Origin of the sequence: Aeromonas sp. sif2433, from assembly GCF_019218705.1 — a bacterium.
GTDB lineage: Bacteria > Pseudomonadota > Gammaproteobacteria > Enterobacterales > Aeromonadaceae > Aeromonas > Aeromonas encheleia.
On the sequence record NZ_JAHUXD010000002.1, the window covers coordinates 1 to 11,893 of the forward strand.

Annotated in this window: 7 protein-coding genes; all 7 read right to left on the bottom strand. The window is 58.9% G+C overall.

Going from position 1 to position 11,893, the window contains the following annotated elements; translation table 11 throughout:
• Window positions 1-2,567: retention module-containing protein (locus tag KW825_RS02965; protein WP_256353754.1), on the bottom strand; the 2,567-nt coding region annotated here is incomplete at its 3' end.
• A 268-nt stretch (window positions 2,568-2,835) separates the two neighbouring features.
• Window positions 2,836-4,761, bottom strand: a complete 1,926-nt coding sequence (locus tag KW825_RS02970; protein ID WP_218328171.1) for an EAL domain-containing protein — start codon at window positions 4,759-4,761, stop codon at window positions 2,836-2,838.
• A 3-nt stretch (window positions 4,762-4,764) separates the two neighbouring features.
• A complete protein-coding gene (locus KW825_RS02975; protein WP_042654727.1) occupies window positions 4,765-5,484 on the bottom strand; it encodes a transglutaminase-like cysteine peptidase in 720 nt (239 codons plus the stop codon).
• Window positions 5,485-5,632: 148 nt separating this feature from the next.
• Window positions 5,633-6,964, bottom strand: coding sequence for a TolC family outer membrane protein (locus KW825_RS02980; RefSeq protein WP_218328172.1), 1,332 nt, complete (start codon window positions 6,962-6,964; stop codon window positions 5,633-5,635).
• A gap of 35 nt (window positions 6,965-6,999) precedes the next feature.
• A complete protein-coding gene (locus tag KW825_RS02985) occupies window positions 7,000-8,409 on the bottom strand; it encodes an HlyD family type I secretion periplasmic adaptor subunit (protein WP_042654725.1) in 1,410 nt (469 codons plus the stop codon).
• The gene (locus tag KW825_RS02990) at window positions 8,402-10,546 is read right to left on the bottom strand and encodes a type I secretion system permease/ATPase (protein WP_218328173.1); all 2,145 of its coding nucleotides are present in this window, start codon (window positions 10,544-10,546) and stop codon (window positions 8,402-8,404) included. The genes KW825_RS02985 and KW825_RS02990 overlap by 8 nt, the downstream gene beginning before the upstream one ends.
• A 373-nt stretch (window positions 10,547-10,919) precedes the next feature.
• Window positions 10,920-11,864, bottom strand: coding sequence for a TIGR01212 family radical SAM protein (locus tag KW825_RS02995; RefSeq protein ID WP_218328174.1), 945 nt, complete (start codon window positions 11,862-11,864; stop codon window positions 10,920-10,922).
• Between the last annotated feature and the right edge of the window lie 29 nt (window positions 11,865-11,893).

An 11,893-nucleotide genomic window follows, 5' to 3' on the forward strand; every position in this document is an offset into this window, starting at 1 on the left:
ACCACCGTCAGGATGCCGTCCGTGGCCGACACCGTGAAGCTACCCGCCACCGTCTCGCTGTTGGCCGCAGCATCAGAGCCATTCGGATTGAGGCCAGACTCGTACACCAGGTGATCCGGACCCGTCGTCGCCGCCGTCACCACGCTGGAGCTGTCATCCGCCCCCTTGATGTTGATGGTCAGCTTGGCGATGCTCTCATCGCCGTCCGTATCCTTCATCGTGTACCAAACGTCGTAGCTCAGGTTGGAGCCCGCCGTCAGTGCCTGGGTCGCCGCCTTGCTGTTGTCCAGCACATAGGTCCAGCTGCCGTCGCCATTTTGGACCAGCGCGCCATAGGTGTTCAGCCCGGCCAGGGCCGCACTGTTGTCATGCCCGCTCGCACTCCAGCCCACAAAGACCGCCGGGGTGTCGGCACCCACGGTGTCGTTGCCCAGCACGTTGCCGTTCAGGCTGCCGGCCACATCCTCGGTGGTGGTGCCGCCCGCATCGTTGTTGGCCGTCGGCGTATCGTCAACGATGCGCACTATCAGCTGGTCACTGGCACTGGTGCCACCCACCCCGTCCACCCCGATGGTGATGCTGTCGTCAAACCCGGTGGGCGTCGCCCCCAGCTTGCTGTCGTTGTCGATGGTCGCACTCAGGGTGTAGCTGTAGTTCACCGTCCCGCCACTGGCCGTGCCCACGTAACTCAGCAGCGTCAGCACCCCTTCGCCGGTATTGACCGTCTGGCTACCGTTGAACCCTTGCACCTGGGCCAGGGTGTAGCTGGTACCCCCTATCACCACATTCAAAATCCCGTCCGTGGCCGACACCGTGAAGCTACCGCTCACCGTCTCGCTGTTGGCCGCAGCATTCGAGCCATTCGGATTGAGGCCAGACTCGTACACCAGGTGATCCGGACCCGTCGACGCCGCCGTCACCACGCTGGAGCTGTCATCCGCCCCCTTGATGTTGATGGTCAGCTTGGCGATGCTCTCATCGCCGTCCGCATCCTTCATCGTGTACCAGACGTCGTAGCTCAGGTTGGAGCCCGCCGTCAGCGCCTGGGTCGCCGCCTTGCTGTTGTCCAGCACATAGGTCCAGGCGCCGGTGGTCGGATTTTGGGTGAAGGTACCGTAGCTGCCCAGTGCAGCAACCGCAGCACTGTTGTCATGCCCGCTCGCACTCCAGCCCACAAAGACCGCCGGGGTGTCGGCACCCACGGTGTCGTTGCCCAGCACGTTGCCGTTCAGGCTGCCGGCCACATCCTCGGTGGTGGTGCCGCCCGCATCGTTGTTGGCCGTCGGGACATCGTCCAGGATCACGGCGTCCAGGCTGCCGCTGGTGCTGTCACCATCGCTGTCCGTCAACACAACATTGAAACTTTCGGTCAAAGCGGGATCAGTAGCAGGTTGAGTGTGAGCCTCGTTATCGCTCAGGGTATAGTCATAGGTGACACTGCCAACCCCGGTCACGGGGTTGTAGCTGATGCCAGTGACCAGCAACTGATTGCCCAGAGGGCTGGGGATCGCCTGCGGGAAACCGCTGATGACCTGACCATTGCTGATAAGCGTGACGCCACCCAGCGTCAGGCTCTGGACACCGTCCGCCGCATTGAAGGTAAAAACACCACCCTGAGTCAGGATCGCTGCGTTGGGGGCACTGCCATCCACCAAAGAGGCTTCATTCAGGACAAGTTCACCACCGTCGGCTTGCAACCCCCCCAGGGAAACGGGCTCATCCACCGGGGTGATGGTGATAGTCAGGGTCGAGGGATCCGTCCCGGCACCATCCGTCACTATGTAATTGGCAGGAGGCACCGGGCCCGTATAGTTGAGGGCCGGGGTAAAGGTGTAGGATCCGTCGGCATTGATGATTAATGTACCGATCCCATCCAGGGTTGTCGCGACGCCAGCCTGAATGCCGATGCTGTTGCCCCAGCTATAGGAAACGATCGAGGCGTCAAGAGGACCGTCCGGGTTGGTGCTGTTGGTCAGAAGATCACCACTGATGGCCTGCTCTTCCGGGGTGGTGGCTGATTCATCCTGATCGTCCAGCTCACTCTCAGGCAGGAGATCATCTTCCTGCAGCAGATCCTGCACCGTCAGGGCATCGTGGCCGGTATCAAACCCGGCGGCGGCAATGGTTGCGTCACCGATCCGCTCGATCGTCACGAAACCACCGTTACCGCTGGCCCCGGCGACCCCGCCAATGCCACCGCCGCCACCACCGGCGGCAGGAGCGCCACCCGCAGCTGAAGCCTCGAAGCTCTTGGTCGGGTCAACCCCTTGCAGAATGGATTGTTGCAAGGCCGCAATTTCTGGAGGGAGGTTGCTGTTCTCGGCCGATGATGAGGGTTGCCCTTCGGCCGGTATATCTGTCTCGGCGGGGGCGGCTGCGGCCTGCCCGGGGTTGTCATCGTAGGGTGCCAACATCAATTTCGCATCGTCGGCAATATTGAGCTTGGCGCCCGGTTGTAATATCTCGCCAGGCTGGAGAGGACGGCTGCTGCCATCGGCAAGCAGGATCTGAACATTGCCTTCCACGGAAGAGACGACGACGGTTTTGTCGATGATTTGGGTGCGCATATCCATTGCTCCAGAGTGACAGATCTTGATGGATACACCTTAGATAGGTCCCCGGTACGTTTCAGTTGCAAAAAAGTACAACATTGAATCTGTTCAGCTCCATCCGATGCAGCGAATCGAACAATGTTTTTTTACACAACCAAATCAATAAATTAACAAGGCCTCTTTTGGATCTCGCATTGATGTGCTGTAGGGAAATGGCCAGACTTATTCTAAACGGGTATAAAAAAAGGCCCACATTGGGGCCTTTCTGGAGCGAGAGCACCGCTTATGACAGCGGGAACGCCGGATGGACGAAGCCCTGATAACCGTCGATGTGCAGTTTGGAAAGCACTTCAACCTGCTGCTGATCTTCCACACGGGTGGCAATGGTGGTGACGCCCGCATTGTGTGCGGCACGGCAGACGGCCGCCAGGAAGGACGTGTCGGCCCCCGGCTCCATGACTTGGCTGGTATAGCCATGGTCCACCTTGACATAGGCGGGTGACAGCTCCTCCAGATAACCGAGGGACTGGAAGTGGCGACCATAGTGATCGACCCCCCACTGGAAGCCATGCTCCTGCAGCACATTCACCAGGGCGGTCACCTGCTCCTTGTGTTTCATGATGGCGGCCTCGGGTATTTCGAACAGCAAGCGCTCTTTCAACTCGGCATGCAGGCCCAGATACCCTCTCAGCCACGTCAGGAAATCATCGGAACAGAGGGAGCCCGCCGTGATGTTGACGGCCAGCACCAGATCGGGTTGCTGCCTGAGCAGCGGGGCACAAGCCTCCAGCACCGCCTGATCGAACTCGCCACCCAGCTTGAACTGTTCGATGGCAGGCAGGAACTGGCCGGCAAAGTAGTCGGTTCCATCACGGGAGATAGAGGCAAACAACTCGGCGTGCAGGCGCACCCCGTTGTCGAAGCGACAGGCTGGCTGTGCCTTGAAACGCCACAGGTTCCGGGCGATCGCATCCTGTACCAGGTCACGCCAGGCCAGGCGTCCCATCAGCCCCTGATCCGCTCCCCCTTCCATGACGACAGCGCCGCGCCGCTCGTTGCGTGCTTTGCCAAGCGCATTGTCAGCCTTGGTCAACAGAGCGGAAAGATCGTCATCACCATCACGACCGGCGATGCCGATCACGGAGAGCGCTCCCGCTTCACCCATGGGATTGACGACCAGATCGGCGATGCGGTTATTGATAAGCTCCGCCAGGTCCTTGAGTTGCGACAGATCATCGGTCGGGCAGAGCAAGGCATACTCGGTGGCCGAGATACGGGCCAGCGCCGCCCCATCCCAACCTTTCAGCAACTCTTTCAGAACCTGGGCGATGGACTTGACCATGTTGTCCCGCGCGGCAAAGCCCTCTTCACGGTACAGATCATCCAGCATGTCGACGGCCACCAGCATGACGCCACCCTGACCAGCCTCGGCGATCCAGGCATTGACCTGGCCGACGAAATAGGAGCGGTTACCGAGCCCGGAGACAGCATCCACATAGACCCGTGCCCGTAGGTTCTCGGCCTCGTCAGCCTGCTCCTTGAACTGCAGCGCCAACTTGCTGGAGAGGGTATTGATGGCCTGCACCACCTGTTTCAGTTCACGGCTTTTTGGCTCGGGGATCGCATGCCCGAAATGGTGCAGCTCTATCTCGACCGCCTGATCGCAGATGAGTTTGAGCGGCTTGAGCAGGTAGTTGAGCGCCCGCATCAGCAGGATGGTGGTGAGCAGGAATCCGACCAGGAACCAGGTCGCCAGCTCGCTCATCCCCTTCCAGAGTTCGTAATAGGCTTGCCCCGGATGACCCACGATCTTCAGCTTGCCCAGCTGCAGCCAGCCCGAGGTCAGAATAGATTCATTGGATACCTCAGGAAACAGACCCAGTTCGATGAACCACTGCGGCACCCCCTGGATATCGCTGCTGTTCTCGAGTTCGATGACATCCTTGGACGCCAGCAGATCCAGCCGCACCAGCTTGTAGTAGCCGCCGTCGAACACGGCCTTGATGACGGATTCGGCACTCACCTTGTCCCCGTTCTCCAGATAAGGCGTCAGCGCCAGACCCAGTGCGGTGGAGGTATTGATGACGGTAGTTTCCTGCTGCTGTGCCAGATAGTTGCGAGTCGAATTGAACTGCACCCAGTAGGTGGCAGCAAACAGCAACCCGAACAGTAACAACATGGTTGCCAGTAATTGTCTGTAGAGCGTCATAGGTTAATCATCCAAATTCACCACAGGCCGAGCCAATCGCCCTGAAGTCATGCGATTGCGTAAATCAGTCCATAATCCCAAGCGTGATGACTGTCCGGCCAGTTCCCCTTGGCCACGCGCCTTCATCAACCACAAGTGACTACCGTTAAAGCTGTAAATAGGCATCAGATCCGCCCGCTGGCTGGCCGGGCGAATGGCACCGACGAGATTGTCCAGGATCAGAGGGACAGATGCGGGCGTCTCATAATAGGCAACAACCATATGAAACTGGTTATAATCCAATGCCTTGACATATACCATTCGCATTTTTTCATCCGGAATGCCCAGTTCCAGCAGCGTAAAATACTTGGAAATACTGAAATCTTCACAATCACCGCCGGCGGCCCCCAGAAATTCCAGCGGGGTCGCCCAGTAATCTTTCTTGCGCCACAGCTTGATATCATCGATGAAACGCATCTGGTTGAAAAACTGGTTCACCTTCTCCAGCTTCTGCCGCTCCGACAGGCCGGCTGCCTGATTCTGTACGGCCAGCGTTCGCCAGCTGGTGACCCGTTTGCCTGCACGTGCGCCGTAAGTTTGCTCCGCCCTTTGCACCAGTTTGAGATCGTCGGATGACAATGGTTGGCTGGCACACAGCAGCAGGGGGAGCGAAAGCAGACACAACCACAGCAGATGGCGCAGCCAACGCAGGGATGGGCAGATGCACCAAGCCGGCCAGGGCATCTCACACGCGCTTGCCTTCCACCACAATGTCACATCATTCCCCTGCGGCATTCATGATTGTTATCTGTTGAAAACTGAAAGCGGAAAGGAATGACTGCAGCAAGCTGCAGTCATTCCTCGCCTCGACATCACGTCAGCGCGATCGCCATCAGTTGTTGTTGGCCTGCCAGTCGGCCGGCTGCTGCACGTTCATGGCATTGAGCAGCCCCCCCATGGCATTGAGGATGCGGTAATCCGCCAGCAGGGAGTCATACTCGGCCGTGATGTAGCTGCGGCGAGCCTCGAACAGTTCGTTCTCCGTGTTCAGCACGTCCAGCAAGGTCCGCTGGCCCAGGCCGAACTGCTTCTTGTACGCCTGCACGGTGTCATAGCTGGCGTCCACGTGCTCTTTCAGGAAGACTTTCTGCTTGGCCAGTGACTCCTTGGCGTTCCAAGCCAGGCGAGTACCCTCTTCCACTTGGCGGAAGGCATTCAGGTGGATGTCTTTTGCCTGGGAGTAGAGTGCCGAGGTGGCTTTGCTTTCGGCCAGATCGGAACCGCCACGGAACAGGTTGTAACGCATCCGGACCATGGCGGTCAGGTCATCGTTACGGCCCTTGACCGCGTCTATGTCCTCATTCCAGTTCTGATCCACTTCGAAGGCCACGTTCGGATAGAAACCGGACTTGGAGCCTTCATGCTGGTACTTGGCCTCTTCGATGTCCTGCAGGGAAGAGAGCAGGGTCGGATGTACCTCGGTGGCCGTCTTCAGTGCATCCTCCAGGCTGGCAGGGATCATCTGGGTATTGGGCGCCGGCTGCACCAGATCCTTGGGCGCTTCATTCACGACCCGGATGAACTCACTCTCGGCATCCCGATAGTTGTTCTCGGCCGCGGCCTGGTTGGAGTAGGCACGTGCGACACGACCGTCGATCTGAGTCTGGTCGGCGGTCGAGCCGAGACCTGAATCAGTCCGTTTCTGGATGTCGCTGCGGATCTGCTCGTGGGTTTCCAGGTTCTGCTTGGACAGCTCCAGGATCTCCTGCTGACGCAACATGTTGAGATACACCTCGGCCGTACGCAGTGCGGTGTTCTCCGCTTCGGAGATCATGGCCAGACGCTGGGCATTGGCTGCGGCATCGGTCCGGGCCACGTTGCTGCTGACATCGAAGCCGTCAAACAACATCTGGCGCAGGCTGATCCCGGCCTCTTTGCGGGTCATTGAATCATCGATGGTCTGTGAGTTGTTACCCGCAGCACGGGTCGAGGGGCTATCGGTCTTTTCATAACCGACGCCACCCCGCAGATCGATGGTGGGGTAGTAGCCGCCCTTGGCTCCATCGTGCTGGTACAGTCGCGCCTGATAGAGGTCAAAAGCTTCCTTGATTTTCGGATGGGTAGCCAGTGACTGTGCCACTGACTGTTCCAGTGTTTGAGCCTGGCTCAGGCTCGGAAACAGTGCTGCGCCACTAACCAGCATGGCAACAATCGTCTTCTTCATGTTATCTCCAGTCATGTTGTTTTTAGATTGTTGGCTTATCGTTCTCTCAGTGCCGACTGCTTAGCCCGCAGGATGGGCTTTAGCAAATAGTCTAGGACACTTTTTTTACCAGTAATAATATCTGCACTGGCTAACATACCGGGGATGATGGGAAGTGCGTTAAGCTCATCCCCCAAGTAACTCTTCTCGGTGCGGACCCGGACCAGATAGAAGGAGTTGCCCTCTTCATCCTGGATCGAGTCGGCACTTATCTGTTCGACCTTGCCATGTAAGCCTCCATAAACGGTGAAATCATAAGCGGTTATCTTGACTACGGCCTCCAGCCCAGGTCGCAGGAAGGCGATATCCTTGGGCGAGACCTTGGCTTCCACCAGCAGGGTATCTTCCAGCGGCACTATCTCCATCAGATCCATGCCAGGCTGGACAACCCCACCCAGGGTATTGATCTTGAGCTTCTTGATGGTGCCCTTGAGCGGCGCAATCACGCTGGTCCGATCGACCCTGTCGCGCAGCCCGACCTGCCCCTCGGACAGCTGGCTTAGTTTTCCTTGCCGCTCGTTGAGATCGGTCTGTGAATCTGCGCGGAACTTCAGCGCGATATCGTTGCGCTTGGAAATGGTCTCCCGCAGCACCGAGTTGAGTTTGGGGATGAGCAGGCGATTGGCCTCAAGCTCCCCCTGCATCTCGTTGACCTGTCGCTCCAGCTTGATCAGTTCAACCTGAGGCACTATCCCCTCCTTGGCGAGGGGGCGGCTGATGTTCAACTCCTGGCGAGCCAGATCCACGCTGCGCGCCACGGTTCTGATCTTGGCGTTGAGCTCGATGGTTTCCTGCTCTTTCTGCTCGATCTGCTGGCCGAGGATATAGAGCTGGTTGTTCAGGTTATTGAGCCGCTCATCCTGGACCGATTTCTCACGCGTCACATACTCGGCGAAGACGTTCTCGAACCCGTCGGGGAAGACGATGGGCTTCTTATCGATGACCACCTGCTCACGCCAGCCGAGATTGGGTTCGCTTTTGACCACCACGCTCTTGATCTCGGCACGCAGACGGGCGATGTCGCCCTTGAGGATCACCAGCTCCTGTTCACGCTCGCGAAAGTCAGACTTGAAGCGGGTGTCATCGATGCGCAGCAGCGGTTGCCCCTTCTCGACTATGTCCCCCTCCCTGACGAAGATTTCCTTGACGATCCCCCCTTCCAGGTTCTGGATCACCTGCAGCTGGCGTGACGGGATCACCTTGCCCTGACCTATGGTGACCTCATCCAGCTCCGCCCAGGCGGCCCAGATGATGGCACTCATGAAGAACAGGAAGCAGGACCACAGCAGTGCCCTGGCCCGGGTCGGCGTGGTCAGCAGAACGGCGGCGGCGCCATCGTCGACATACTCGAGATGCTCTGGCAGAACAGCGTCTGGTGCCGTTTTCTTGAACCAGTTTTTAGGCATTGGCCGTCTCCTGCATTCGCACCTTGCCTTCCTTCAGTTGTTGCAATACCACTTCTTTGGGCCCATCGGCCACTATCTGTCCCTGCTCCACGACGATGACCCGGGAGGCGACGTCCAGCATGGACGTCTTGTGGGTGATGAGGATCAGGGTGGTCTCCGGCCCCAGCCGTGCCAGTTCCTGTTTCACGTGCATCTCCGACTGGTTATCCATATTGGAGGTCGGCTCGTCCATCACCAGTATGGGGGGATCGTTGAGCAGGGCACGGGCCAGCAGGATCGCCTGACGCTGGCCACCGGATAGCTGGCGTCCGCCCTCACCGATCTGTCTGTCCAGGCCATTGGGATCCCGGTTGGTAAAATTGGTCACCCCGGCGCGTTTGGCCGCCCGCAAGACGCGCATGTCGTCCACCAGCGGGTTGCCGAGCATGATATTGTCTCGCACCGAGCCAAAGAACAGGGTCACATCCTGCGGCACACAGCCGATGTTGCGGCGGATGGCCGCCGGCGGCAGCTGATCCAGCTCGAAGCCATCGAGCCGCACCAGGCCATCAGTCGGGCGATACAGCCCCATCAACAGCTTCTCCAGCGTGGTCTTGCCCGCCCCGATCCGGCCTATGATGGCGACTTTCTCACCCGGCTCGATACGCAGATTGATGTTGTGCAGCGTGCTGCTTTCCATGCCCGGGTATTTGAAGGAGACGTTCTCGAACTCGATGCGGCCCAAGATAACGGGGTGATGGATGTATTGTTTGCCCTCTTCCTGCTCACCCGGCGTCATCATGATCTTCTCCAGGATATCCAGGGCAGACTTGGCCTGGTTGTAGCGGGTGGAGAGGACGGAGAGTTGCACCATGGGCGCGATGGCCCGGCTCGACAGCATGACCGCGGCGATCATGCCCCCCATGGTCACCAGTCCTTCCGAGATCTGGTAGACCCCGACGATGACCAGGCCCACGGTCACCACCTGCTGGATGTAGCTCGCCAGCGACGACATGGAGTTGGTGATGCGGCGGGTCTGCACACCCCAGGTGGAGATGTGGGACACTGCCTGCTCCCAGCGATGCTGGAACATGCTCTCGGCACCGAAGATCTTGACGGTCTCAAGGCCGGAGATGCTCTCGATCAGGTTGGCGTTCTTCTGGGAGGCAAGGCGGGAGCCCTCCTCGATGGACTGTTTGAGCGGCTCCTGAATATAGAAGCTGTACGCCACCAGGATCAGCATGGCGACGATGGGCACCACCACCATGACACCGGCGAAGAGCCAGATGATGAACAGGAAGAAGATCGCAAAGGGCAGGTCAATCAGGGTAGAGACGGTGGCCGAGGTAAAGAACTCCCGCACCGATTCAAACTCCTGCAGATGCTTGGCGAAGGCCCCCGTCGAGGCGGGGCGGGACTCCATCTTCATCCCCATCACCTTGGCGAAGATCTTGGCCGACAGCAGCACATCGGATTTCTTGCCGGCGATGTCGATGAAGTAGCTGCGCAGCTGGCGCATCACGAAGTCGAAGGTGAACACCACCATGGCGCCCACCGCCAGCACCCAGAGGGAATCAAACGCCAGATTGGGCACTATCTTGTCGTAGACATTCATGGTGAACAGGGGGCTGGCCACCGCAAACAGGTTGATGAGGATGGAGGCGATCAGCACATCCCGGTAGATACCCCGGGATTCGAACAGGGTGCTCCAGAACCAGTGACCGTCGCGGGTCTCCAGCACCTTGGGGGAGCGCTCATCAAACTTGAACTGCTTCTTGACGAAGAACAGCCGGCCATTGTATTCGTCACCCAGCTGGGCCAGGCTGACCCACTGGGCCGCATCGCCGGCCTGGGGAAATATCACCCTGCCCTGGGTCCGGTCCTCATTCCACTCCAGCAGGATGCAGGCGCCGCCGTTGCGGGTCTGCAGCACGCAAGGCAGCAGCAAGGAGGAGATGTTCTCGAGCGGCTGGATCACTTCACGGGCAGAGAGGCCGCCACGCTCGGCGGCGCGGGAGAAGAGCGCGGTACTCAGGCGACCGGATACCAATGGCAATCCCGTGGTCAGGGCATCCTGACTGTTGGGCACGCCATAAAAGCGGGTCAAGAAGACCAGGCATTCCAATAGCTCATCGATACGGCTAGTTTCTGCTTGCATAGCATCCTGTCAAAACATGATTGAGACGGTTGTCGCGGGGAAATATCGCCATCCTGATTATGCCGACGACCTCTTGAATTACAGAGCAGGGATCCCGTCACCGAAAGCCGACAACCAAATTAGCGCACAGGGCGATGATGTCACTCGTCATCGCCAGACCCAAATACCATCAAGCCGGGCAGCGATGGTCCATGCTCGGCGCCCGATGACGATGAGAATGCGACATCAAGTGCAAGAACCTCTGTCCGGTTAGGAAATAAAATTATTGATGACAATATCTTTTTCAAGCCGACCATCATATCAAGGCGACTTGAATGAAACTATACTGCAAAGACTGAATTTCATCTAATAACCCCCTGTTTTTTTAATGAAATTAGAGTGACAACTCATTAACGCCGGCGAGCGAGAAGGGTCTGCCAAGGCGAGATCCCTGGGCTCCGGAACGGGCCAATTCGCTGGCAATGCCGGCCATCGCCGTCCAGCGGTTTTCACACCAGACCGGTGCCAACAGGGTCGGACGACGGGCCGAGGCCGAGATGCGGTGATAGACCACCTCGGGCGGCGTGTGCTGGATCATGGCGACCGCCGCCTCCACATACTGCTCCAGCGTCAACACCTCGAGGCGCCCCGCCTGCCAGGCCTTGCCGAGGGTGCTGCCTTCCACTACATGGAGCGGATGCAGTTTGATCCCCTCCACCCCCGTTTCTACGATGCGATGCAAGGTGTCCAGGCTGTCCATGGGGACCTCCCCCGGCAGGCCGACGATCAGATGGGCACAGACCTTGATGCCACGGCTATGGGCCCGCTGCACCGCATCGGCATAGGCGGCGTAGCCGTGACCCCGGTTGATGCGCTGCAACGTCTTGTCACTGGCGCTCTGCAAGCCCAGCTCCAGCCACACCTCATAGCCTCGAGCCTGGTAGCCGGCCAGCAGATCCAGCACCGCATCCGGCACGCAGTCGGGGCGGGTGCCGACGCAGATCCCCGCCATGTCGCTGACCGACAACGCCTCCTCATACATGCGCTTCAGGTATTCCACCTCGGCATAGGTGCTGGTATAGGCCTGAAAATAGGCGAGGTAGCGTTTGGCCCGGGTGACCTCGTCCCGGCGGGCCAGCAGTTGCTGCACCACGGAGAGCTGCTGAGCCGACTCGTCGGCGAAGGAAGAGACGTTGCAGAAGGTGCAGCCACCGCGCCCCAGGGTGCCGTCTCTATTCGGGCAGGTGAAGGCGCCGTGAATGGAGAGTTTGTGGATCTTCTGGCCGTGCCGCTGCTTGAGATCCTGGCCGAATGTATTGACGAGTTCGTGTAACTGCATGACACCTCCGCTAAAGGGGCGCCATTGTA

Bases quoted from the DNA above. Each gene is read 5' to 3' on its own strand.
- KW825_RS02970 (WP_218328171.1), bottom strand. From the start codon at position 4,761: ATGACGCTCTACAGACAATTACTGGCAACCATGTTGTTACTGTTCGGG.
- KW825_RS02975 (WP_042654727.1), bottom strand. From the start codon at position 5,484: ATGCCCTGGCCGGCTTGGTGCATCTGCCCATCCCTGCGTTGGCTGCGC.
- KW825_RS02980 (WP_218328172.1), bottom strand. From the start codon at position 6,964: ATGAAGAAGACGATTGTTGCCATGCTGGTTAGTGGCGCAGCACTGTTT.
- KW825_RS02985 (WP_042654725.1), bottom strand. From the start codon at position 8,409: ATGCCTAAAAACTGGTTCAAGAAAACGGCACCAGACGCTGTTCTGCCA.
- KW825_RS02990 (WP_218328173.1), bottom strand. From the start codon at position 10,546: ATGCAAGCAGAAACTAGCCGTATCGATGAGCTATTGGAATGCCTGGTC.
- KW825_RS02995 (WP_218328174.1), bottom strand. From the start codon at position 11,864: ATGCAGTTACACGAACTCGTCAATACATTCGGCCAGGATCTCAAGCAG.